Genomic DNA, 25,109 nt, shown 5'->3' on the forward strand with positions numbered 1-25,109 from the left:
CTAATTTTCCCTCCACTTGTCTGACCCCCAATAAACGAATATATATAGTTTACTGAAAATCTATTAGATTAGCGAAAGTGTTCAATGTTATTTAGCAGCAACTGTCCATTTTATTTTAGCGTTTACACTCCACTTCGGATTAAAAAAACTAGATTCTAATTTATCTGCTAACTGAGAATCGGATAAATATTTTGATTGTCGCTTAATAGATTCAATATTATGCTTGTTAATATGCTTCTTATTTGTTGAACTTAACGGATACTTTATTTCTAATTCACTCTTACCTTTAATATTAAGCTCAACATCCTTCACCTCCACAGATTTTTTAGCATCCTTTGCTTTCTCTGCTTTCTTTTGAGCCTCAATGACATGCTCTAATAAGTCCTTCCCTTCCTCTATCCCTTCAGCGGCTTTATTTAATTTCCCTATTGGTGTTAAAGAAAAAAGTGCGATTCCCTTGTCTGTTTTAGAAGCATTAGGGTCCCTTAGGGTCTCAATATCATTTAAGAGAAGCTCATTTGCCGCGATTTCTCCACCTTTTTTAGCAGCTATACTCAAACCTACTCCCATGGCAAACAATCCATCTGGAGTTCCGGATCCGTTTCCACCTAGCACTTTCCTCATTCCCTCATAGGTAATAGGTTCATTCGCGGAATATGTTTGAGGAGTAGAAGGACTATCTACTGCCAATTCTGGATTACTTTTTAAAATTGCTGCATATATTTCTTCCAATTCACTCGTCTCATGTTCCACATTTTCATTTATATTTTTTGTGGGTGAATGAGGAGGGAGACTAGCAAAACCTAAAATACTAGGACCATATAAGACGGTTGGTTTTCGGATAAATCCTCCGTACCCAAATTGGATTGGGCTTGCCCCTGATAAAAAAGTGGAAAACATGGTCGTCAAGTCATAATTATTTGGTTGGACAGCGGTATCTCCTGGAATCCGTGAGGTACGTGCCTCCAGCTCCATTATTAAAGTATTTCTCAAAGCCAATATCCCCAGTAATTCGACTGAAAATGGACATCTGTCAGGCACTTTGAAACATTCCCTCTATATCCGTTAGCCATGTGTCCATCGTCTGGATGTCCTGTTCCACAGGATTCAATGATACGGTCTGAGAGTAATCGAACTCATTTAACTGTAGAACGGTGTCATCCCGTTTCTTTTTGGAGGTAATGACACCTTCCTGGACTGCACTGTCATCGAGATGAGGCAGGGCCACGATATCACGATTGAATAATTAATTAGTAAATTTCACTATATTAACTGCAAACAATTTATTTGTTTATCAATTGAATTCTTGACTTCAATTTTGATATATCAATAAAACCTTGACAGGCTTTAGCCAATCAAGGTAATTGATTAAACAGTAATTTATTTTGGAATATCCCGTTTCCATACACTTTGTCCATCACTCAAAAAGATCTGACTTGGTGGATTATCGTAAAGTGATATTTCTATTAATGAACCTTTCCCTTGTATTAACCAACTATATAAACTACCTTCTTTACTAGAAGGATGAGCTAAAATGTCACCAACTTGAAATGTAATTGCATAATATTCGGTATAATTTATATCATCATCATCCAATCCATTGTCTGTTTCAAAGAGTGTGTCTGGTTCACCAATAATCTTTAACCCGCTATCCCACTCTATTATCAGATTACTATCCTTGTGTTCTTTTATGGTTTTTACCAAAGAATCATATTCCATATAATTTCTCCTTGTTTTGTTATTTAAGTGGTTCAGAAGGCACTATATGTGCACCATCTTTTCCATAATGAATTATTCCTCTAGTAGTCTCAAGGTATTCGCCGGTATCGACATCATAATATTTCCCGATTGTTTCACTAAAGTCTACTCTTTCTTTTTTACCATTTGGTAGTAGCTGACCTTTTCCAGCGTACTTATCAAGCAATACTTGTGCTTTTTTATTATCCCCATAGAAGATACTCTTAATTTTTCCATTTGCTAGTTCTTGTTTGTAATTTGGAGTATTAGGAATATGTTTCTCTTGAGAACCTGGCTTTACTTTAGCTGGAAATCCATTTACTTCTCTATAAGGACCAATAGGTACTGAGTTTTTTCCATATGAAGGGACACCATTACCTTTCCCCTTATCCTCAATCTTTTCTATCTTCTTTTCCCCATCTTTAATACTATCACTAATCTTATCCACCATTTTAAGTGGCTTGAAAACGGTGAATAATGCGGCTTCCGCAACGGATTCCGGTGAAGGGTCCTCTGACATGGCGATGATGTCCCCTATTATAAATTCTTCTATCTTTGTTATGGGAGGGAATATGTCTTCTAATGTTTTTCCACTGCCGATTCGTTCTTCCGGAATAATCTGAACATATTTATACTGTTGGGCACCTGTTCGACCATAATATTGACGTATAATCTTCCCATCCGGTAATGTATAATAAGCTCCTTCGATCACACTCTCTTCTAAAAAGCTACCATATTCATCGGTAACTTTTTTTACATTCACTGCTTGATTGATGATTATCTCCGCCTCTGTGGCGCTAATCAGCTGTTCCACGGATGGAATCAAGTTGTTCTTCCAGAAAATCAAATGGAGAGGATTCCCGTTACTCTTATTCACTGCAAGACCCCTAAACACATTTGGTCTTGAAACCTGCCCACCAAGTCCAAACGAAATGGGTGACACCCCTTGCAGATAAGTTTGGAGCATACTGGATAGTTCCTCGGTTAAAGAGTACTTTTTTAATATCGGAAGAGTCGATTCACGGGTTGCAAGATCCCATACCAGCCTCTTTCTTGCAGGGTTCACACTCCACTGTGACGTCTGAAAGTGGATATCGGACAACCCGTTTTGGAAGAGTCCCTCCATTTCTATAAGGCAGTCTTGCAGGACCCGTAGATCCTGTTCCACAGGATTCAATGACACGGTCTGAGAGTAATCGAACTCGTTCAACTTTTGAACGGTGTCATCCCGCTTCTTTTTGGAATTAATGACACCTTCCTGGACTGCACTGTCATCGAGATGTGGCAGGCCCACGATATCACTGACACTGTCCATGATACTGTTCGCCTCATTGGTGAGGGCTTCTGTCAGATTGCCGATCAGTGTTAGGCCCTGCTCCAGCTCTCCCTCTAGAAATTCTTGCCTTATGTATCCGGCTGGATCTGGCTCCAGTGATTGGAGGGAAGATTCCATTTGTTGAAGCGTCTGCACCCTTTCTACAATTCTTCCAGATAGCTGACAGAGAATAGCAGGTGACACTCTGCGTAGAAGTCGCGGATGGCATTGCCTCCCGCTCCCTTCAACAGCTCGTCCATTTCAACTAAGCCACACACCGTTCTTTCGATATTCTCTGTCTCATTTCTCAGGCGCTCAAGCATGGTTATATTTCGTTTTAATTTATGTTGAATTAAACCTGCCTTGGAGTAAACCATCTATATTACATCAAGCTTTCATTCCCATGTGTAAAGATTAGGAAACTAGTTAGAAAATTTTACTATATTCACTGCAAGCAACCTCATATATTTGTTTACCAATTGAATTCATGATACAAATTCAAGCTAAATATAACAATAAAACCTTGAAAGGCTTTAGCCAATCAAGGTATTTGATTAAACAGTATCTATTTTTATTTTGGATTATCCAGTTTCCATACACTTTGTCCATCACTTAAAAAGATTGCACTTGCTGAATCATTGAAAGCGATATTTCATAACGAATGAAGCAATCTTTTGTAGTATCCATCCCTCTAAACTACTTACAATATTTGCATTATTTCTTAACCCTTGACAATTCCTTCTATTGTTCAGCTATAAATTAACTTTTAAAAAATTTGAGGTACTTAGTATTCTTCGGATTCCCAAAACATCTGCCTTCTGATTTTTCATTGGCAATGCTAAAAAATTCTTTCGCGGTTTCTAAATCTCCTAATTCAAAAGCAACCTTTCCTGCAATAAATTCCTTATCACCAGAATCTATTCGTGCAAATCCAGTTAAAAATATTTTATCTGACCACTCTTTTGCTTTCTTAAAATCATTAACCATAAAACAAGTGGAGATAATATCCTTGACTAAATGGTAACTCTCTTCACAATAAATTCCTTTCGGATCAGGTATTATATTCCACGCATCTTCTAATAACAGAATAGAATCATTATAGTTACCATTTTTAAATTGTTCATTACTTTTATCCAAAAGAATTTCGAATTTTTCTTTTATAGGTGATTGTAAAATAGCCAATATTTACCCTCCTTAAATCAAATCCCTAATCACTTCAAAATACTTGTCGTCCTCATTAAAAAAGATTTTATAACCTTCCAAACTATATGCTCTTAACAGATTCTCCTTAGCTTTATCATATTCCCCGCACTCGAATAAACTCTCTCCAAGTCTCAGTAAAATAAATGGATTTGCAATACCCCCAGGACAATTTAATGCATTATAAAAATTACTTTTTGCCATTTTATATTCACATTTTAAAAAATAAGTATCTCCTAATGCTGTATAAATCCAAGTACTTGTTTCCCAATTGTTCTTCGGTAACGGAACCAAATCCAGAGCAACTGTATAGCTTTCTATTGCTTTTTCAACTTGTCCTTTTTCAACATAAGCATTTCCCTCATTACATAAATGTACTATTTGGTCATATACTTGATCGTTAAGTTCCAATATTAATTTACCCCCAATAGTTATTTATTTGGTGGCAAGTAGATTTCATTTAACTTTGCACCTTCCGATCGATTCAATCTGTAATGCTCCAATACATAATTATTAGAGTCTAACATCCATTCTCTAACCTCTGAAGACTTTGCTCCATAATATCTACCTGTACTGTTCCACCATGAGACTGCATCAGTTAAATGAGCCATATCCGCTTGATCTATGGGATACCATTTTTCATCACTTGCCATAAATTCTGTTTCACCATCACGTGTTGTACGTATTTTTGGTGGATTTTCATTTTCCATTCTTTCTATTACTTCTCTACCCGTTTTTGATCCTTTTCCAGGCGTATTACCCATGTATTCTAAACGTTTTGTGATGGCACTTGGTTCAGATAAACCCATTTCCTTGTTACTTGCGTATGTCCCATCAGATCGATGCCATTTTCCATTTGTATCTTGATAATAGCCTTCAGGTACATCACCTGTACCCTTAACCTCAACATCCCCCACGGATTTTTTAGCATCCTTTGCTTTCTCCGCTTTCTTTTGAGCCTCAATGACATACTCTAAAAAGTCCTTCCCTTCCTCTATCCCTTCAGCAGCTTTATTTAATTTCCCCATCGGTGTTAAAGAAAAAAGTGCGATTCCTTTGTCTGTTTTAGAAGCATCTGGGTCCATCAGGGTTTGAATATCATTTAAGAATAGCTCATCTGCCGCTATTTCTACAGCTATTTCTCCACCCTTTTTAGCAGCTATACTCAAACCTACTCCCATGGCAAACAATCCATCCGGAGTTCCGGATCCGTTTCCACCTAGCACTTTCCTCATTCCCTCATAGGTAATAGGTTCATTCGCGGAATATGTTTGAGGAGTAGAAGGACTATCTACTGCCAATTCTGGATTACTTTTTAAAATTGCTGCGTAAATTTCGTCCAATTCACTCGTCTCATGTTCCACATTTTCATTTATATTTTTTGTGGGTGAATGAGTAGGGAGACTAGCAAAACCTAGAATACTAGGACCATATAAAACATTTGGTTTTTGGATGAATCCCCTGTAGCCAAATTGGAGGGGGATTGCCCCTGTTAAAAAAGTGTAAAACATGGTCGTCAAGTCATGATTTTTGGGTTGGAGGGTGGTGTCTCCTTGAATCCGTGAAGTACGTGCCTCCAGCTCCATTTTCAAAGTATTTCTCGAAGCCAAGATCCCCCAGTGACTCGACTGAAAATGGACACCCGTCAGGCCACTTTGAAACATTCCTTCTAAATCCGTTAGCCATGTGTCCATCGTCTGGATGTCCTGTTCCACAGGATTCAATGACACGGTCTGAGAGTAATCGAACTCGTTCAACTTTTGTACGGTGTCATCCCGTTTCTTTTTGGAAGTAATGACACCTTCCTGAACTGCACTGTCATCTAGATGAGGCAGGGCCACGATATCACTGACACTGTCCATGATACTGTTCGCCTCATTGGTGAGGGCTTCTGTCAGATTGCCGATCAGTGTTATGCCCTGCTCCAGCTCTCCCTCTAGAAATTCTTGCCTTATGTATCCGGCTGGATCTGGCTCCAGTGATTGGAGGGAAGATTCCATTTGTTGAAGCGTCTGAAGATAGGTGACGGAGAACAGCTGGAAGAATTGTAGAAAGGGCTGGTGACATTCTGCATAGAAGTCGCGGATAGCATTGCCTCCTGCGCCCTTTAACAGCTCGTCCATTTCAACTAAGCCACTTACCGTTCTTTCGATATTCTCTGTCTCGTTTCTCAGGCGCTCAAGCATAGCCATATTTCGTTTCAATCCATCTTGAAGTAAATCTACGTCTAATATTTTCATAGGCAACCACTCCAAATGTTCGGTGTTAGGAAGGATTGCCTGTTTTCATTATTATACAATATTCCCCTAGAACTAGGCATACTTTCTCCTCCTCTAGCAATCTCTTTTTATCTATAATATTCCATTTATTATAAAGAAAGGTAAAGAGATAAATAGGTTTTTCCATTAAAATAATTCATAAGGAGTACTAATTTTCAGATTATTTAAATCTTTAGTATTAAGTACACCCAATACTTTAGCCTTATTTATTTTAGATTAAGCTTGGCGGTTAGTTCTTCACAAAAAATATAGACCTTACAGAAAAAAAGAGTAAACAGACCACCTGTTTACCTCACTTGCCATCATTTTTAAAGAGTCTTATCCATTAGATTTGAAGTAATAGCTCGTCAACATTATATAATGCTACACAGTTCCTACCTTTATTTTTTGCAGCATATAACGCTTGGTCAGCTTCTCTAATTAGCTGTTGAATGGAATATCTATCCTCTCCTACTTCCAGAAGAGCATGAGATATCCCGAAACTTGATGTTACTTGTATTTCTTCTTTATTAAAAACGACTAAGCTTTCTGCAACTGCTTGTCGAATTAAATTTGCTCTATTAGCAGCCTCCATCAAAGAAGTATCTGGCATACAAATAATGAACTCTTCTCCCCCGTAGCGACCCATATAGTCTTCAAATCGTAATTTTTCTTTTACTATACTTGTAATACGAGTCAATATTATATCTCCTGCCTCGTGCCCATACGTGTCATTAACCCTTTTAAAATGATCAATGTCGAACATTACAATGGAGATACTTCCCCCATCTATCAATAAATCATCCAATAACATTTCCGATTTTTTCATAAAGAATGTACGATTTAATACCTGGGTTAAGCCATCTAAGCTTGCTAATTGTTTTAATTTTGCTTCCATCTGCACTTTTTCCGTAACATTAATAAAGGTAATAATTTTACCGACCTGTAACCCATTTTTATTGATTACTTCTGTAAAATTAATTCGAAAGTGTGTAACTCGCTCATCTAGTAAGCTAGTATAGTCAGACTCTATTTCTTCATCTAACTTCCCTTTAAGTTCATAATTTTCAGCAAGAACCTCTGCCATAGGTTTACCAATATGATGACCACTTAAAGTTGGGATTACAATTAGTGTTGCTTTATTATAATCAACGATTACCTTGTTTTGATTTAAAACAAGCACTCCCTCCTTCAGGCTTTCAAATACACTATCCCTAGCAATGGGAGCGACATTGAACATTTGTAAGGATATAAGAGCTACCCCGTGGAACGTAAAGGCAATACTTAAAGAAATCGGGCCTAGATCTATTCCTTCACTCCAATCATTTAAATAAAAATAATTAGCTATTATAGGCGTAATAAAACCTGCCACCATCAATAAAGTTTGCATACGAAACATAAATAAAGATTTACGGTATTCCCTAAGCAATATAAAGACTGACAAAATTAAGCATACAAACAGAAAGATAGCATGGACGTTAAACCATGGGCCCCATTCTAGCTCTAATAACGGGAATGGACCATCTCTATTTATTTTTATTGATTTATAATAAAGATGATGAAGATCGTTCGTTTGCATCATAAATATCGTAGTGATGGGAATGATGAAAATAGCATAGTTCCATGTTTTAATCTTGCGTCCTACATACTCCATACACATAAATAGAACAAATACAGGAATGAATGGCATGGCAAGGTACTCAACTCCAAGCCAAAACTTCATTTCTTTTAAGGTCGTGCTTGCTAATTCAAAGGCATAAGCAAATGTGAAAATCGATGACAATATTGTAACTAAAATATACGGCTTTACTCCCGGAGCATCTTTCGCTTTAACTCGTATATATAAACTTAGAAACAAGCTTATTATGCTCGCTAATGTTACTACTAGAATGTGCGTCAATAATTTTTCTCCGTTCCAATTTATCTTTCATGCAACATATATTATATAGCAGTAGATTATCCTGTACTAGAGACTGTTTTGCTATTTTGTGTCATGAATAAACTTTTATGGCATGAGAATAATCACTTTATCTTCCTCAATGTTGCTCTGTAAACTTAAAAAAATCCCTATCGTCCTTAATGTGTTTAAAACGCTAAGAACGATAGGGTAAACATCACAATATTTTATTTTTCCTCTCAACTAAATACCTTCACTCTTTAATCTAGGATTTCTAAGGCTATCGAAAATCAAATGATGATCCTTTACTTCCTCTGCTTTTCGATTACTATATAGCGCCATGTCTCTAAGCTCAGCCCATTCGCCCGCATCCTCATGATTTCGACTAAACATGTATTTATCAAAGGGTCTTAGCCTGATGGATAATATAAATGCGTGTAAGTTAACCCATTTTTTTGAGGAAACAAATTCACTAATTATCCTTCTTTCCTCATCTGTTTTCATTTGAATATCATTTTGCCTAACCTGTGCCTGAATCATCTCAACTAAGTATGACTCCATTCTCTCTTCATCCTGATCGGTGACTAGCTCTATATCACTTGCTACTTTCCACAAATCATCTGCCTTTTTTACTGCCTCTACTATTTGGAGTTGATTTTCAATAATAATGCCAGGAACATGCTTGACTACATCATATGCTTTTTGTACATCCTCAGGTAAAGGGCCTAATTTCCTTTCAATTCGGGTAAGTATGTTTTTGTAGTTTTTATAGTTACCTAGCCTGTTTGCAGTGGCCCATCCAGCTCCAATATGTACAAACTTCTCAATACAAACATTAAAATTGTTTGCTAGTAGCGCTTCTTCCTTTATCTCTTCGAAGTAAGGAGCGCTTCCATCATTGCGTAAAATCACCTGTTCAGCTGCAGGAGCGAATGTAAAATAGTAATAAAGCTCTCCTTTAAATGAAAACTTCGCCGGAAAAACATCTGGTTTTTCATTTTTATTATAGTAAGGTTTTAAGGCCTCTTTGATGTTTTCAGGTAAATTGTGCATTCTTATCATGAGTTCATTTCTCCTAATTTTATAAGTTTATAATTTGTAACACTATAAGGTCCCTAATATCTTTTACATAGTATTTTAAACTCTCTAAGAAAAGATGGATAAATATGTCTCCATCTTTTATTTACCGAAAAATGAGAGGAACCATGGTACTATCATATTTTTCACAAAAATTGTATAGATCGCCATCATCAAATCCAGTTGCAAAAACTATGTTTCCTGGGAAATTTGAAATATTAGTTTGTAAGTATGTATGTGTAAAAATGATTGTAGAAGCAAGAGTTAAAAATAAACCTAAGTAGAACTGCTCTTCGTATAAATGGTACAACGTTTTATAAGCTGTTATTTCAGCATATCTGCCTTGTGGAAAATAATCATTATTACTTGCCCAGTCATCATCATACCCATCCCATTCCGTGGAGCCCGAAATATAAAGCTGAAAGCTATCTTTTTTATCAAATATTCCGAAATTAATAGCTACTATTTCTTTTGGTATTTTTTCTTTACTTAACAGTGTATTTAACCAATCCTCAAACTCCTTATAGCTCTTTTCTAGTAAATTTTGAAAAGTGATTATATCTATATTATAAATACTTTCTATTGCTTCTATTAAATCTGCTTTACTCTTCATAGTTGGCATTTGCTTGATAAATGCTATTAGTTGCTCCTCTAATTCCTCATGAGAGCGCATTCCTTGTTCTCCTTTCAACTGTTCGGATAAATTACTTAAACTACTTAAATGAATAAATACCATTTTTACCATTTCAATCTACACTTACATTCAACAAAATGCTTAGCAGTAGTTTAAAGAAGCGCCTATGTTTAAGTACTAAACTAGGCGCCTTCGTTTATTTTCTTTGATAAAGTGCATTTGCTAGGATGTACTCATAACATTTATCTGGAAGAAGATATCTCGGCTCCCCACCCATTGCAAATTCATCTCTAATATAGGAGGAACTGATTTCCATTGCTAGTCCCTTGTCTATGAGGTGAAATCCTTCATCGTTGTTTCTTAGGATAGGGGACTTGCTGATTACCTTGAGCATATCAATTCCGTCCCTTGCCATGACAATAAATTTATTTTCCTTCACTAAATCTTCACCGTTTTTCCATTTACCTGCACCTATATCAACTAGTAAATCTGCTCCCATTATGAAGAATACTTCATCATTCGGGTATTTTTCTTTAAAATGCTTCATCGTTTGATACGTATTTGCATTCCAGGCTTCCTGGTTCATCTCATAATCATCTGCCTCGAATTTTTCATTGTTTTCAATAGCGAGTAAGATCATATTCCAACGATGGTTGTCTGCAACATTCATCTCTTTATCTCTTCTTTTGTGCGAACAAGGAAGAAAGATTACTTTATCGAGACGACATCTGCGCCCCACCGTGCTTGCTGTCCACAGATGGACATTCGTGATGGGATCAAAGGAAGATCCATAGATTCCGATCCTAGCCATATTTACTCCTCCTATAAGCTATTTTTTCTGTTTCATCATTTGCTGTGTCTTTTCTTTAATTTCTGCGATGCGATTCATTTTGTTATCCCAGCATTTTTGGCTCAGATCGACCGGATACTCTTCTGGATTTAACGGACGCTTATATTCATCCCATAGTAGCTCTAGATTTTCTTGAACATTTTCTCGAATCTCTAATATAGAAGGAGTTTTGTACGTAAGCTTGCCGTTTTCAAAAATTGTATGATGCAGCTCTCTTGCCTCAAAATTAGTCACGAACTTACTTATGAATGTATGAACCGGATGGAACATCTTTAATCGCTCTTCTTTTTGAGGCTCCTCCGTCTCTAAAGCAATGTAATCCCCTTCTGATTTGCCATTGTTCCGATTTATGATTCGGTACACTCGTTTCAAACCAGGTGTCGAAACCTTTTCGGGATTTGCACTTATTTTGATGGTGTCTACCATTTCTCCGTCCGTTCCTTCTATAGATACTATTTTATAAACTGCTCCTAGGGCAGGCTGATCAAATGCCGTTATTAGCTTCGTGCCAATCCCCCATGTATCTATTTTGGCCCCCTGTGCCTTTAGGTTAAGTATTGTTGCCTCATCTAAATCGTTAGAGGCAGATATTTTCGTGTCTTTAAATCCTGCTTCGTCCAACATCTTCCTTGCCTCTTTAGATAGATAGGCCAAGTCACCGCTGTCTAACCGAATACCCTTAAAATTAATCTTATCTCCTTGTTCCTTCGCTACTCGTATGGCATTGGGCACACCAGATCTCAATGTATCGTAAGTATCTACTAAAAACACACAATCCTTATGGCTCTCTGCATACTTAGTGAACGCTGTATATTCGTCGATATAAGCCTGAACCAATGAATGTGCGTGTGTGCCAGCAATAGGAATTCCAAACAGTTTTCCAGCTCTCACATTGGACGTTCCATCGAAGCCTGCAATATAAGCTGCCCTAGTGCCCCAGATAGCAGCATCCATTTCCTGTGCTCGACGAGTACCAAATTCCAATGTTGTATCATCACCAACTACTTGTTTGATCCGTGCTGCCTTTGTAGCAATAAGCGTTTGGAAGTTGATGATATTTAAGATAGGTGTTTCAATCAGCTGTGCCTCGGCCAGTGGTGCCTCTATACGCATAATTGGCTCATTCGGGAAAACTAGCTCGCCTTCTTTAAGGCTTCGTAATGTACCTGTAAATCGAATACCCTTCAAGTAATCTAAGTATTCCTCTTCATAGCCTTGGTCTCTTAAATAATCGATATCTGTCTCAGAGAAATGGAAGTTGTTGATAAATTCAATCACTCTCTCCAGACCAGCAAAAATAGCATATCCATTCCCAAATGGCAACTTGCGAAAATAAACTTCGAACACCGATTTTTGATTATGAAATCCGTCTCTCCAATACGTTTGGGCCATATTAATTTGATACAGGTCCGTATGAAGAGCTAAGCTATCGTCTTTATATAATCGTTCCATTGAACAAACCTCCCAGTCTAAATTTCGATTAAATAACCTCTGCCCCTATAGACCCTTGGAAATGACCTAGAGCCCAGTCATGTCCTACTTGATTGAAACTAGCGACTGCATCCTTGTGCACAATGACTTTAAATCCTTTGTTGTATGCATCCACTGCAGTATGAAGCACACAAATATCCGTACATACTCCAACTAAATGAACCTCGGTAATTCCTCTTTCGCGTAGCTTTATCTCTAAATCCGTTCCTGCGAAAGCTGAATATCTTGTTTTGTCCATCCAATATACTTGCTTGCTCTCTTTAGACGATTCGTATATCTCCTGCAGGCTACCGTATAATTTACGACCTTCTGTTCCTTCTAAATTGTGAGCAGGGAACAATTTGGTTTCCGGATGATACGGATCATTTAAATGATGTACGTCTATTGCAAACACTACGTACTGATTTTCCTTGATAAAAGATTCTGTTAGTCGCGTAATCTCTTGCTCAATGTCTTGCCCTGGCTTTCCGCATGTCAATGCACCATCCGTCGCAACGAAGTCATTCGTGTAATCAATGTTAATAAGTGCTTTCATTTTATTTTCCTCCTACATATTATTTTAATAAACAAATTGTTAATCATTGATAATAAAAAAATTAATATCTAGCCGTGTAAATAGACTTCACAATATCCATTTCCAAAAATTCGTATAATGCAGCAGGAGACTTAGATGTTCTCTGTGTCTTCTTTCCCGGAACCTTTTGAATAAACGGCAGTGTCTTTATTTTCCTAGCAAAGGATTGCTCGCTTAGGATACCCGGTTCATCGGTTACAGTTGCTAATACTGCCTGAAGCTCTGAATAAGTGAAATGTTTTGGCAAGAAGTTTTTAGCAACAGTCGTTTGGAGCAAATCATTTGTAATCATATGAATAGCATCTGTAATGATTTCCCGATGGTCGAATGCTAATGAGAGATTTAACACTTCTTCAATGGAGAATAACTCCACTTCTGCTGCATCATCTGCAGCCTTTCTTTTAGAAAGGTAATCCATCGGAACAATAGCGTAATGAGCATTCGTAATAATCCATCCACGGGGATCTCTACCAGGTGTGTCGTACACCCCGAAATGTTTGATCAGCACATTTTCAACGCCTGTTTCTTCCTCAAGCTCTCTCTTAGCTGCTTCCAAAGCCGTTTCATCCTCTTGAACAAAACCCCCTGGTAGCGCCCATTTTCCTGCCTCTATATTTGTATCGCCTTCAGCGTTTTGTAAGGCCCGCTGGATCAGCATTAGCTTCAGAGACATGATAGGTGGCTTATGCTCTTCCTTGTTCTCTGCAACTATTGTAAAAACTGCGATATCTGATGTATAGCCGTCCGGTGTTTTATATTTTTTGATATCATACTGCTTTAGTGCTTCTTCGTTAGACATGTTTATCACTCCTTCTGAAGAAAAAAATCTTTTCCAAAGGTTTTTGATTAACAATTCGTTAACCTTAATTTGATTGTAATATTTGGAATTAAAAAAGTCAAACGAAAAGTCAAAATTAAATACAAATAGTTTACTCCTTTTATTCGTACCTAGTAGTAATTACGAATACAAAGTCGCTAGCTGCGTGGTATCCTCATTATAAGTTACATCCACGTAGCCATCTAACAAGTTCTCATTTTGATATTGTCAACCTAAATGGAAACCATTCCTGGCTTATACATCCTCATCTAATCCTTCATATATTTTTTGTAAATAAACTACTCTTTAAACTCGAGACAATCCGATTGCTTCATTTTTGGAAATATACCCCATTTATAATTCACATGGTATAATCATATAAATTCACATCTACGAACAGTGTTTCTTTTAGCATTTCTAAAGGGAGGAAAGTGATATGAGGAAACCAATCATTCAAGTAATCGTGATATTGCTAATAGTTGTGATTTCTTTTGGCCCCTTGTTATATGACTTCTACATGAAGCCTGAAAATTCCTTGGAGCTTTATCAAGAGTTAAGATTCTCCGAAGAATTCACGAGTGTTCACCATTTGTTGGAGCAGGGCTATGAAAAATACTTTTCTGAAGAGGCATATGACGTATTAAAAAGCGAGAAAGGAAGCCCGTCAATGATTCGGCAATTCACTGTAGTTCAGTATGATGATGGTACAGAATCAGTTCTTATAGAAACCAGTCCTGGGACAAATAAATTAACGATCCTTCGGGCAGAAGTACTCCCCGAAGTAATTGAGAATTATTTTAAGGAATTAAATGAAGAATAGCTAATTAAGCCGTTTTAACTCTTTTCTAGATATTTATAATATACAAAGGAAGATATAATAAAAGTTATACCTACTATCATAAAAACGATATGGTGGAATGGTTCAGCAAGAATATATAAATTTATAAATAACAATATAAATATAAATACTATACTAAAATATAAAAATCGGGCATATTTCATTTTTAACAACCTCATTTACTTATTAAATATTTTTTGCATTTAGGATAGCTATAGTTCAAATCTACTTATATGAAATAGATTTATAAATAATAGCTTAGTTCGATTAATACGAACCAAGCTATCATGAAGATTAACTTTGAATTTCTTTAATACTTTTTCCGCTTAAAAATGCATGCCCTGCTACTGCTTTATGTACTGTCTCAAAACCATATTTTTGATAGACCTTTTCGATGGCTTCATTTATAGGGAAAACCCATAGCTTTTCAATTCCCTTTTTTGTAACTTCTAGCTGAATATAATGAATGATTTGTCCAATTAATCCTTTTCCCCTATATGCTTCCAATGTTGCTACACTTTCCATTCTAGCTTGATTGCCGTCTTCAAAAATACAAGCCGTAGAGCAGGCTACCCCATCATAACGAAGGAGATAATGAGTAAATGCTGGGTGATTAAATTGCTCCTCAAAAACCTTTTCCATTACTTCTAGGCCACCGAACTCTTTAATACTACCCTCTATCTCGATCGCTTCTTGGTAGTTTTCTTTTGTCACTTTTTCAATCGTCACCTTGGGGTCAGTGGGGATATCAATAACTTTGTTATTCCATAATTGTACAGGGCTAATCAATTCTTCATATTTAAAATTTCTAGATTCTAATTCGGACAATAGATTTTGCTGATTTTCTAGGTCATAAATGTAGAACCTTGGTACAATATCTTTGGACTGAAAAAAGTGAATGACTTCTTCTGCTACTTCATGTGAATTGTCGCAAGCAGTCATTATCCTTGCATGATTAGCATCATAATAGTCAGGCTGATTCTCGTTACAAAATAGAACCCCCCATGATGTATCTATTCTTCTTGAAAATGTATCACAGTATGCTATATCGAGCATATGTATAGTTTCCATGTTCATTAAATTACCCCTATCTATTTTAATACATTAAATCTTTTTTCATGTAATAATGGTCAAAGTCCCGACCAACGTTAGGCAGAGTTCCATACACTTCATACCCATGTTTTTTATAAAACTCTAACGCCTGAAAGCTTAAAGTATCCAGTTTAATGAAGTCACATTTTCTTTCCTTAGCTATTTCCTCTGCTTTCATCAACAACTTTGAACCATACCCGTTCTTACGTAGCGATTCGTCCATTATCAAAACATGAATTTCTAGCCAATTCCAGCATATTTCTCCCATTATTCCTCCTAGTACTTGATCCTTTTCATCCTTTATAAATAAGTTAACTTCCTCATATCTCCCTCTCAAATCCTCAGGAAAGTGTGCTAGATTAAAATAATACAATCGTTCATTAATATTTTTTTTAGATTCATCAGTATCTTCTCGTATTATTCTCAATTCCACTAATTTCTTCCTTTCTATGGGCATAATCCTTTTTTGCAATTTGTGATTCTTACTCAATTTTAACATGTATTAAAATTTTTTCCTTTATTTTTCAATTAGTAATTAAAATTTTCCGTCAGCTCAACCTTCGCTAAATAGACAATTAAATTTCTTATTTCCGAATACATAATAATGACAAAATAGAAAATAACTAATAGTTATTAGAGTATAGAGGAGTGAACTGTTTTGGATATTAAAAAGGTTCTGGTCGCTGGTAGTGGAGTTTTGGGAAGTCAAATAGCTTTTCAAACCGCTTTTTATGGAATTAAAGTATCCGTATATGATATTAATGAAGAGGCATTAGAGAAGGCTAAGGAAAGACTTACTGGATTGAAAGCAAATTATCAAGAAGACTTAGGAGCAACTCAAGAAGCAGTAGATACAGCTTATGATCGTTTAACGTTGCATACAGACTTAGCTGAGGCTGTTCAGGATGTGGATTTAGTAATCGAAGCAGTTCCGGAAATTTTGGATATTAAGAAAGTATTTTATGAAAATTTATCGAAGGTTGCTCCACAGAAAACAATCTTTGCATCAAATTCCTCCACTATGATCCCAAGTCAGCTCGTTGAATTTACAGGTCGTCCTAAGAAATTCTTACATTTGCACTTCGCAAATAGAATTTGGGTAAACAACACGGCTGAAATTATGAAACATGAAGGCACAGATACCAAGGTATTCGAAGAGGTGATTGAATTTGCTAAAGCAATTAATATGATTGCTTTACCTATCCATAAGGAACAGCCAGGATATATTTTAAATTCCTTATTGGTTCCATTTTTAGATGCCGCTCAAAATTTAGTCGCAAATGGAATTGCGGATCCCGAGACAGTGGATAAAACATGGATGGCAGGTATGGGTGTGAACAGAGGTCCCTTCGGAGTGCTAGACATTATAGGATTAAACACCCCATATAACATTGCACTTGAAAAAGCAAAAGCAGGAAATGAGCAAAAGGCAAAAATAGCAGAATACTTTAAAACAGAGCTAATCGACAAAGGACGATTGGGTATTCAAAACGGTAAAGGATTTTATGATTATCCAAATCCAAAATATGAAGATCCTAAATTCTTAAAATAATTTTTTGAAGAAGGCTATTTATTAGTCTTCTTTTTTCATGGATCTATTTGGTATAGCGCTCGTTTACTACAATGCCGCTCTACTTTACGACAATCACCCAGTAAATTACTACAATCCAAATCTGACTGTGAATTTGAAATGAAATTTACTACAATCTAATGTTCATTTACTACAATGCTGCTTTACTTTACGACAATCACACGATGAATTACAACAATTCAAATGGAACTGTTAGTTCAGAAGAAGATTTACTATAGTCTAGTGCACCTAGTAAGTCTAGAGTATTTAGTTTTTTTTACGAAACAAGCATATAGGAGTGGTACCTTGCGGAGAGTAATAAAAATACGCATTTAAAAAGTCAGAATGAGAAAGAACTCACCCTGACTTTTTCATATATTTAGCGAAGCATTATTGATCCGCCGTCTGCCATGATTGTTTGACCAGTTATATACTTAGAATCCTCGCTTGCTAAGAAAACTGCTACACGACCGATATCTTCTTCCACATCACCGAAGCGTCCCAGTGGGATTTTGCTGCGAACATTTTCGTAATATTCAGGCTGGGCTTTTGCCCATGCTTGTACACCTTCTGAGTTAGCAATAGGAGAAATAATGTTTACGTTAATACCGAAGCGACCCCATTCATTGGCTGCCACTCGGGAGATTCCTCGAATTGCTTCTTTTGCTGCAGCGTACGCCCCTTGTGTTTCGTGTCCAGCTAATCCAGCGCCTGATGCAAAGTTAATCACATTTCCTTTTGTTTCTTTTAAATATGGAAGTGCTGCCTGCATCAAATAGAAGGTTGGGTAAAATCCTGTGCCGAATGACAAATCTAAATCTGCTTGTGTTGTTTCTTCAATCGTCACCTGTTTAGATGCATGTGCATTATTGACTAAAACATCTATTTTTCCGTACGCTTCTGCTACTGTAGTGATAATTGTAGGAAGCTTGTCTCTATCCATTAAGTTTGCCTTTAAAAACATTGATTTAGGTGATATTTCCTGAAGTACTTTTAGACTTGCTTGACCAGCTTCTTCGTTCACATCAACAATTGCTATTATTGCTCCTTCTTTAGCCATCGCCTTGGACATACCTAGCCCAATGCCTCCTGCTCCTCCTGTAACAATAACAACCTTATCCTTAAGCCTGTCCATAATATTACCTCCTTAACTCTTTTCTATATCATCCTACCCCTTAATCCTTTATATCTCAATTTAAATGCTGTTATATATTTATACTATTTGATTCTAGCCCCATCATGCCCAGTATCCTCTGTACTTTTTGCAATTATTGCAGAAGCATTTTTATAGTTTTCATTTATAGATTCGCTAGAAGAACCCACTGGGTTTCCGTATGCAGTGAAACTAGTGGGGTCTTCCTTCTCATTCGCTTTTTTTGTACTAGCCCTCTCCGTACTCTCTGCAATAATGGAGTTTGCTGCTTTATCTGTATAATTCATAGGTGGTACATCTGATTTTAAAGGGTCTCCGTATGACCGATCCGTTGTATATTCCTTGGAAGTATTCTGTTTTCCAGAGTCATTCATCATTGGCTTTTGTGTACTATCTGCTATTTGAGAGGATGCTTGCTTAAATTCTTGATTTATTGAGGGTTTGGTAAATTTAATGGGATCTCCATAAGCTGTATTCGTGGCAAAGTCTTTTTTTCCTAATTTAGCAATTTCATTATTTTCTTGCTTCAAAGTATGTATGGCCTCCTTTAATCGAATACTATTATCCTTTCCACCCTTGTAATAAATATGCAATCTAGAAGAGGTGAAAAAAAGTGTATACCCATTAATGGATATACACTCATCATTTACGGATTATTCTTTTCCTGAAATATAAGCCCATTTGTAGCTGTAATCACCTGTAAACGGATGAGATATAATTCCGTGAACGTATGGTTTTTGTAGCGACATGAGTCCCGACTGATACATCGATGCGACGGAAGCATCTTCCTCCATAATGATTTTTTCAGCTTTTGCTAGAGCTTCCCAGCGTGCCTCAGGCTCCAAAGCAAGTTCATTTTTTGCTAGGTCAATCAGTTTATCCAACTCCGGGTTTGAATAAGACATATTATTTTGCGGTGAACCTGTAACAAATAATTCTAGGAAGGTAATTGGATCTTGGAAGTCAGGTGCCCAGCCAGTGCTTTGAATATCGTAATCCTGCGCTGCATCCTTGTCCAATTTCACATTGAATGTAACTGGTATCAGCTTAATAGTAAGCCCTTTAAGATTTCCTTCCATCTGAGCTTTTAAATATTCATCCATATTTTTAGCAAGCTCACTGTCATTACCAACTAATTCTAGCTCTAATTCAGTCAGTCCTTCTTCTTCCATTCCTTCTTGAAATAGTTTTGCTGCTTCTTCGGCGTTATACTTTGTCAAATCTCCATTTATATCACGAAAATCTTTTTTATTTTCATCGAATGTCAGTCCTTTAGGCACTAGGAAATCACCTGGTATTGAACCGTTTGCCAGTATAGCTGATGCCAAATCCTCTTTGTTGAAAGACATAGCAATTGCTTTACGAATTTTCACATTTGAAAGGGCTGTTTTTTGACCATCACGTTCTTGGTTAAGCTTTAAATAGTAGATAGTAGGTTTCAATTCTTTTATTACCTCTTCATGATTTGCATATTGAAGTGCAAATTCTCCTGATAATCCTACACGATCTTTTTCCCCATTCTCATAGAGGTTAACAGATGTAGATGTTTCCTTGACTACGTCCACATTAACTTTATCCAACTGGACAACTTCAGCATCCCAATAGGTTGCATTTTTTTCTAATGACCAGGATAAGCCTGTCCCGTCCCATTCAGTAAGCACAAATGGTCCATTGTAAATAAGGTTATCTGAGTTAGATGCATAGGAATTACTTTTTTCAGTTACATATTCCTCATTTTGAGGATAGAAAGTACCAAATGACATGAGGGACATAAAATAAGGAACTGGTCTTTCAAGCGTCACCTTTAATGTTTTATCATCCACGGCTTCAACGCCCAATTCTTCTTTTGCCATTTCTCCCATTGATATTTGAGTTGCATTTTTTATTAACCCTTGCATCATATAAGGACCATAGGAGCTACCTGTTTCAGGGTCAATTGCTCTTCTCCAAGAAAATACAAAATCTTTTGCTGTTACTGGGGTACCGTTGGACCAGTTTGCATCTCGCAATTTGAATGTATAGGTTAATCCATCTCCTGAAACTTCTGGTTCACCTTCTGCCATTGCAGGCACAGGAATATTTTCTTGATTTAATCGATAGAGCCCTTCCATTACGTTATTAAGGTAGTTAAAAGACACAGCATCGTCGGCCAAAACGGAGTCCATTGATGGAATCTCTGCACCTGCCACAAGATTTAATTCTTGTACTTCATCAAGTTCAGCAGAATCCTTCCCCTCAGTAGTTTCTGGCTCTTTCGTTGAACTCTCTTTAGTATTTTTATCCTCATTGCAAGCAACTAGAAAAATACTTAAGATAAGTAGAAACACCCATAAAAATTTCTTTTTCACTTCATCCATCCCCTTTTTTTAACACATTAAGTACTCTATTAATATATTTCACTAATCGCAATAAATCAAATAATAATTAGATTTTTTAGAATAATATTGCTATTCGTCATAAATATGTATGTTAGCATACCTTTTGATTTGAATGTTAATCAAAACCATATATTTCACTAAGCGCCACTTCTCCAACTTGATACTTTTTACTTTCATTTTGACAATAGAAATAGCCAGTAAACTTTCGTTTACCGGCCTTTCTATTAGTTATTAAATATTTTATAGTCCACTAGCCATTTCCTTTACAATTTCATCAATTACTGTTGCTGTACCTGACTTATCTTGCACCAACACACTAAAAATATATTGTTCCCCGCTACTTCCTTTTATATAACCACTTAGCGTACTAACACCAGTTAATGAACCGGTTTTGGCAAAAACGTTACCTGAAGTAAGTGGATCTTTTAGACGGTTTCTTAGTGTGCCTCCTACCATTCTGTCAGGGTGAGCAGCTACTGGTAGACTATTAAAATAAGTGTCAAACCAATCTTCCTGTTGTATCTTAAGAAGTAAATCATTAATAGCCAAGCCGGACACTGAGTTTGCATGAGACATTCCAGAGCCATCCTCGAATTTCCAATCAGTCATATCTAAGTTAATGGATTTACCGTACTGCTCCATCACCTTTAAGCCGGCCTTCGTGCTTCCATGATTGCCCTTGACCTTGCCCATTGTTTTAACCAATATATCCGCAATACCATTATTACTTAGCTTCATATAAGGAATGAGTAATTCATTTAGAGGCATTGATTCCTTGACTGATATTAAATTAGCACTTTTAGGAGTAGCTGCTCTAAAGAATTTATGTTTCTTATACTCTATACCTTCTTGTTCTAATATGGCTTGGAACATTGTCAGTGTATGAGTAGTTGGGTGCTGCATCGTTACCCACTCTCTTTTAGTCTTATCAATAGGTAGATTGCCACTTATAACGATTTCATTGGTCCGATACGATCTCTCTATTGTAATAGTATTACTTTGTCCAGCCGCTACAGTTTGTGCTTGATTGACAATCTCTAAATCTCCGAGATGAGGAGTTGCTTTTACGGTTGGAGCATTCCCGATTGCAGAACCATTTACATCGATAATAATGGTTCCAGAATCATAGTCAGCATTTGGCGAAGTAGTCAAAGCCGAAATAGGCGCAGCATAGTAATACGATTCATCATTTGCCCATATACCTGGTGTTAACAAATCATCATCAAACCACTTGTCATCTCCGACAATTCTTCCATCAATCGTTTGAATTCCTTTAGCCTTCAGTGCTTGTGCAAATTGTCGTAAATCTTCCTCCATTAAGGTTGGGTCGCCTTGTCCCTGTAGATAGACATCTCCTTTTAATACTCCATTAGATAGCTTACCGCTCGTATAAAGACTTGTTTTAAAACGATAATCTTCTCCTAGAACATCTAGCGCTGCAGCAGTAGTGATCAGCTTCATATTCGAAGCAGGTTTAATAGGTGTATCGCCATTATAGTCATACACCACTTCACCAGTCATCCGGTCCATAATCGCAATACTTACATTTGCCCCAGACAATTTTTCTTGAACAATTGTCGAAATGGATTCACTTAAAGCATCCTCAGTTGTTACCTCTGCTTGAGCTAATTGCCCCATTCCAAACATGCTCACAAATAAGACCCAAGCCATCAAAAGGCTTGCCAACCTTTTCCTCATAACCTTCCCCCATTCTAATTTGCATTAATAGATTAGGGACATATTCCACTTAAAGAAGAAATTTCCTTCCAATAAGTAAAAAAGAGGATTTTCGGAGTGGTATGTTAAGGGAAGTATCTATCAATATTCCTATGGTAATTATGTCTATTGAATTAGGATTAGAGAGTGTTTATTGTTTTAGTTGAAATTCATTGTCTCCGCATTTATCGATTTTCCGTAATTTATATATTCCTAAATACGGTTGGCAGCAATTCAGAAATTTTATCCGTCCTTAAGGATGTATCGAGAGAAATATAGGGATTCTCTTCTTTTGGAACAATCACTGGGCAAATATAGGTACTGTCGAATCCAAGCTGCTCCACTCTCTTTTTATTAAAAGTATAATAGCTTTCCTTTTGTCGTGGACCTGCATGAAGAATGCCTATCACGTTATTTTTAGTTAGCTCTAACAATGCGTCTGATAGATCATGGACATTCACAAAAGATCTAAATACATTTTCCCACGCGTAATATGGTTTACTTTCTTTTATATGTTCAATTATTTGGAGAGTACATTTTTCTATATAATGATTGTCTCCATATAATGGTCCTGTCCGTACAATCACGTGGTATGGATGGTTCTTCATCAAATATTGTTCTCCAGCATGTTTTGCATTTACGTAAATAGCTAGACGAGCTTCGGAAGGTAGCAAACCAGTGGGATCAAGCTCATCGTAATCACCCCTACCATCCACGAACACCGCATCAGTAGATATGAATATGAATTTGGTGACCTCACTCAAATGTGTTACGACATTTTTCAGTCCAATTTCAATAAGCTGATCCTCGTTCTCCATGCTCATAAGACACCAAATGACGACATCTGGCTTTATACTTTCTATTGTCTGTGCAACTAAATGCTTGTCCATTACATCTAAAGAAATGATATTTTTTGCCGCGTTTGACAACCTAGATGTTCCAACAACGGTTAGCGATTCTTCCTGAAGAGCCTTTTGATATAAGATAGATCCTAAAAAGCCAGTGGCTCCAAGAATAAGTACTTTCATTTAATTGCTCCTTCTTCATTTATAATTGTTTATTTCTTCTATAAATCCTTGTAGTAAACCTTTGCCATTCCTCATTTAGTTTGGACCATTCAACAATTTTCCAAGGGTTAAAGAAAGTTTGGCCGTTTTTATTGAAAAAAAGATTATCACCTAAGCAGTAAGAAGCGTGTTGAATGACTCCTTCCGCATTAACCCAAGCCACTATATCGGTTTCCTGGAAGGCACCATCATGGATATAGTAACCTGCTCTTTTAATACCTTCTTCAAATGTCTTTTGATGGACCCATTCATGTATCATCCACTCCTGTTGAGTGACAGCATATAACGTAGCAGATAAGCAATTGCTGCCTGCACTATGAGGAAAAGTATTTGCAAAATTTTTTATATGTATTGGAGCAGTTGGGGGAACTACACAACCATCCCAACTATCCCATTCTTGTGCATATTCCTTTAGAAATTCTGCTTTTAGCTGCTCAGTTAATGAGGTCCACATTTGGCTTTGTAATACTATGTATACTTGATCATTTTTAATCACTATATGATTCTCTATTAATGAAATACTCTCCGGTAGAGAAGGTAATGGTAAAACTAAGCCTCTATTTATATCCACCTGTCTAGCATTCAATATTTTTTTCTTTTCATTCGGTAATTTATTAAACCAATCAGGCTCTGCTACGATAACAAATTGAATATCATCATCTATATTCCAGTATTCATAGCTATTCACAAGTTGAATATAATTATAGGAAGAATGCTCATAAAATTCGTTTTTCGGTATGATTAGAACTTCAGTAAGATATAGCTCTAAAATAAACAGGTCCTCTTCTTTAATAAAGAACAAATCTTTTTCCGGTACATACTGATTAATCCAACTTTTAAAATGCTCATTAGATGGTATCATATTCATTTCTGTTCACCACCCTTCCAATCTCCTAGGGAAAGTACATAATGCTCGTGCTGTTTACCATGTATTTGGATGTTACCTTTAAGACTAAAGCCACATTTTTGAATGACCTGGATTGATCCATGATTGTAAGGTAGAACCACCGTATTTAGCTGTTGAACATTTGTCTTTGTAAACAAGTATTGAATTAATCCCTTAACTGCCTGAGTTGCATAACCGCGTTTTTGATTATCCTTTGCTACTGCATAAGCTATTTCTCGATTTGGTTGGGGTAGCCCCTCCTTCAAGCCTGTATTACAAAAACCGATAAATTTGTCAGTTTCCTTTAAAAAAATTCCTAACTTTAAATACCCTTGATCATCGATGTTCGGAACTGCTGACAAAAATGATTTATTCGATGGAATTTCATAATGTTGAACCCAGATTGCTCGTTGTTCTTTTGTAGAACGCCAATCAGGTAAAAACTCGTAGATCTCTGGTTGTGATGTCAGCTCATAAATAGCATCCACATCTTCAATTGAAAACTCTCTTAGAAATATTTCCTCGCAGTCTATTACAAACATTAGATTCCTCCACTTTC

At 36.6% G+C, this 25,109-nt stretch carries 26 protein-coding genes; 2 read left to right on the top strand and 24 right to left on the bottom strand.

All coding sequences use genetic code 11. The features are described 5' to 3' along the window. Nucleotides 1-87 precede the first annotated feature (87 nt). The 15 genes from M3627_RS02110 to M3627_RS02175 form a co-directional block, all read right to left on the bottom strand. The gene (locus tag M3627_RS02110; RefSeq protein WP_251552825.1) at nucleotides 88-993 is read right to left on the bottom strand and encodes a hypothetical protein; all 906 of its coding nucleotides are present in this window, start codon (nucleotides 991-993) and stop codon (nucleotides 88-90) included. Between the two features lie 40 nt (nucleotides 994-1,033). Beyond that, the gene (locus M3627_RS02115; protein ID WP_251552826.1) at nucleotides 1,034-1,228 is read right to left on the bottom strand and encodes a T7SS effector LXG polymorphic toxin; all 195 of its coding nucleotides are present in this window, start codon (nucleotides 1,226-1,228) and stop codon (nucleotides 1,034-1,036) included. A 152-nt stretch (nucleotides 1,229-1,380) separates the two neighbouring features. Continuing rightward, the gene (locus M3627_RS02120; RefSeq protein WP_169361525.1) at nucleotides 1,381-1,719 is read right to left on the bottom strand and encodes a hypothetical protein; all 339 of its coding nucleotides are present in this window, start codon (nucleotides 1,717-1,719) and stop codon (nucleotides 1,381-1,383) included. 19 nt (nucleotides 1,720-1,738) lie between these two features. Next, entirely contained in the window at nucleotides 1,739-3,256 is a 1,518-nt protein-coding gene (locus M3627_RS02125; protein WP_251552827.1) for a T7SS effector LXG polymorphic toxin, read from the bottom strand. Then, nucleotides 3,214-3,429 (bottom strand): T7SS effector LXG polymorphic toxin, encoded by a 216-nt coding sequence (locus tag M3627_RS21015; RefSeq protein WP_353056449.1) that lies wholly within the window; start codon nucleotides 3,427-3,429, stop codon nucleotides 3,214-3,216. The genes M3627_RS02125 and M3627_RS21015 overlap by 43 nt, the downstream gene beginning before the upstream one ends. A 382-nt stretch (nucleotides 3,430-3,811) precedes the next feature. Continuing rightward, entirely contained in the window at nucleotides 3,812-4,234 is a 423-nt protein-coding gene (locus M3627_RS02130) for a hypothetical protein (protein ID WP_251552828.1), read from the bottom strand. Between the two features lie 12 nt (nucleotides 4,235-4,246). Beyond that, nucleotides 4,247-4,663: a tetratricopeptide repeat protein gene (locus M3627_RS02135; RefSeq protein ID WP_251552829.1), complete on the bottom strand. Its 417-nt coding sequence runs from the start codon at nucleotides 4,661-4,663 to the stop codon at nucleotides 4,247-4,249. A gap of 20 nt (nucleotides 4,664-4,683) precedes the next feature. Beyond that, entirely contained in the window at nucleotides 4,684-6,492 is a 1,809-nt protein-coding gene (locus M3627_RS02140; protein WP_251552830.1) for a T7SS effector LXG polymorphic toxin, read from the bottom strand. 364 nt (nucleotides 6,493-6,856) lie between these two features. Beyond that, nucleotides 6,857-8,410: a histidine kinase N-terminal 7TM domain-containing diguanylate cyclase gene (locus M3627_RS02145; RefSeq protein ID WP_251552831.1), complete on the bottom strand. Its 1,554-nt coding sequence runs from the start codon at nucleotides 8,408-8,410 to the stop codon at nucleotides 6,857-6,859. Nucleotides 8,411-8,650: 240 nt separating this feature from the next. Continuing rightward, entirely contained in the window at nucleotides 8,651-9,469 is an 819-nt protein-coding gene (locus tag M3627_RS02150; RefSeq protein ID WP_251552832.1) for a hypothetical protein, read from the bottom strand. 121 nt (nucleotides 9,470-9,590) lie between these two features. Next, nucleotides 9,591-10,229, bottom strand: coding sequence for a hypothetical protein (locus tag M3627_RS02155; RefSeq protein WP_251552833.1), 639 nt, complete (start codon nucleotides 10,227-10,229; stop codon nucleotides 9,591-9,593). 85 nt (nucleotides 10,230-10,314) lie between these two features. Beyond that, nucleotides 10,315-10,929: a nicotinate (nicotinamide) nucleotide adenylyltransferase gene (nadD, locus tag M3627_RS02160; protein ID WP_251552834.1), complete on the bottom strand. Its 615-nt coding sequence runs from the start codon at nucleotides 10,927-10,929 to the stop codon at nucleotides 10,315-10,317. Nucleotides 10,930-10,947: 18 nt separating this feature from the next. Further along, nucleotides 10,948-12,420 (bottom strand): nicotinate phosphoribosyltransferase, encoded by a 1,473-nt coding sequence (locus M3627_RS02165; protein ID WP_251552835.1) that lies wholly within the window; start codon nucleotides 12,418-12,420, stop codon nucleotides 10,948-10,950. A 28-nt stretch (nucleotides 12,421-12,448) separates the two neighbouring features. Further along, nucleotides 12,449-12,994: a cysteine hydrolase family protein gene (locus tag M3627_RS02170; RefSeq protein ID WP_169358705.1), complete on the bottom strand. Its 546-nt coding sequence runs from the start codon at nucleotides 12,992-12,994 to the stop codon at nucleotides 12,449-12,451. A 61-nt stretch (nucleotides 12,995-13,055) separates the two neighbouring features. Further along, nucleotides 13,056-13,832 carry an NUDIX domain-containing protein gene (locus tag M3627_RS02175; RefSeq protein ID WP_169358704.1) on the bottom strand — a complete coding sequence of 259 codons (777 nt, stop codon included), beginning with the start codon at nucleotides 13,830-13,832 and terminating at the stop codon, nucleotides 13,056-13,058. A 454-nt stretch (nucleotides 13,833-14,286) separates the two neighbouring features. Between M3627_RS02175 and M3627_RS02180 the strand changes: the two genes are divergently transcribed. Further along, nucleotides 14,287-14,670: a hypothetical protein gene (locus M3627_RS02180; protein ID WP_251552836.1), complete on the top strand. Its 384-nt coding sequence runs from the start codon at nucleotides 14,287-14,289 to the stop codon at nucleotides 14,668-14,670. Between the two features lie 312 nt (nucleotides 14,671-14,982). Here the strand turns inward: M3627_RS02180 and M3627_RS02185 are convergent, their stop codons facing one another. Continuing rightward, nucleotides 14,983-15,765 carry a GNAT family N-acetyltransferase gene (locus M3627_RS02185; RefSeq protein ID WP_251552837.1) on the bottom strand — a complete coding sequence of 261 codons (783 nt, stop codon included), beginning with the start codon at nucleotides 15,763-15,765 and terminating at the stop codon, nucleotides 14,983-14,985. A 19-nt stretch (nucleotides 15,766-15,784) separates the two neighbouring features. Beyond that, nucleotides 15,785-16,213, bottom strand: coding sequence for a GNAT family N-acetyltransferase (locus M3627_RS02190; protein ID WP_445678193.1), 429 nt, complete (start codon nucleotides 16,211-16,213; stop codon nucleotides 15,785-15,787). 225 nt (nucleotides 16,214-16,438) lie between these two features. Here M3627_RS02190 and M3627_RS02195 point away from each other — a divergent pair, with 225 nt between their 5' ends. Further along, nucleotides 16,439-17,332 carry a 3-hydroxyacyl-CoA dehydrogenase gene (locus M3627_RS02195; RefSeq protein WP_251552839.1) on the top strand — a complete coding sequence of 298 codons (894 nt, stop codon included), beginning with the start codon at nucleotides 16,439-16,441 and terminating at the stop codon, nucleotides 17,330-17,332. Nucleotides 17,333-17,729: 397 nt separating this feature from the next. On the opposite strand, the gene M3627_RS02200 is transcribed toward M3627_RS02195, so the two are convergent. The 7 genes from M3627_RS02200 to M3627_RS02230 form a co-directional block, all read right to left on the bottom strand. Next, the gene (locus M3627_RS02200; RefSeq protein WP_169358699.1) at nucleotides 17,730-18,485 is read right to left on the bottom strand and encodes an SDR family NAD(P)-dependent oxidoreductase; all 756 of its coding nucleotides are present in this window, start codon (nucleotides 18,483-18,485) and stop codon (nucleotides 17,730-17,732) included. Between the two features lie 83 nt (nucleotides 18,486-18,568). Further along, nucleotides 18,569-19,033 carry a hypothetical protein gene (locus tag M3627_RS02205; protein WP_169358698.1) on the bottom strand — a complete coding sequence of 155 codons (465 nt, stop codon included), beginning with the start codon at nucleotides 19,031-19,033 and terminating at the stop codon, nucleotides 18,569-18,571. Nucleotides 19,034-19,156: 123 nt separating this feature from the next. Next, nucleotides 19,157-20,860, bottom strand: coding sequence for a peptide ABC transporter substrate-binding protein (locus M3627_RS02210; protein WP_483315272.1), 1,704 nt, complete (start codon nucleotides 20,858-20,860; stop codon nucleotides 19,157-19,159). Nucleotides 20,861-21,121: 261 nt separating this feature from the next. Then, a complete protein-coding gene (gene dacB, locus M3627_RS02215) occupies nucleotides 21,122-22,579 on the bottom strand; it encodes a D-alanyl-D-alanine carboxypeptidase/D-alanyl-D-alanine endopeptidase (protein WP_251552841.1) in 1,458 nt (485 codons plus the stop codon). A gap of 221 nt (nucleotides 22,580-22,800) precedes the next feature. Then, the gene (locus tag M3627_RS02220; protein WP_251552842.1) at nucleotides 22,801-23,625 is read right to left on the bottom strand and encodes a sugar nucleotide-binding protein; all 825 of its coding nucleotides are present in this window, start codon (nucleotides 23,623-23,625) and stop codon (nucleotides 22,801-22,803) included. A 19-nt stretch (nucleotides 23,626-23,644) separates the two neighbouring features. Next, nucleotides 23,645-24,532, bottom strand: a complete 888-nt coding sequence (locus M3627_RS02225; protein ID WP_251552843.1) for a hypothetical protein — start codon at nucleotides 24,530-24,532, stop codon at nucleotides 23,645-23,647. Continuing rightward, a complete protein-coding gene (locus tag M3627_RS02230; RefSeq protein WP_169358693.1) occupies nucleotides 24,529-25,092 on the bottom strand; it encodes a GNAT family N-acetyltransferase in 564 nt (187 codons plus the stop codon). The genes M3627_RS02225 and M3627_RS02230 overlap by 4 nt, the downstream gene beginning before the upstream one ends. Nucleotides 25,093-25,109: the final 17 nt, after the last annotated feature.

Source organism: Psychrobacillus sp. MER TA 171, assembly GCF_023713305.1.
Lineage (GTDB): Bacteria > Bacillota > Bacilli > Bacillales_A > Planococcaceae > Psychrobacillus.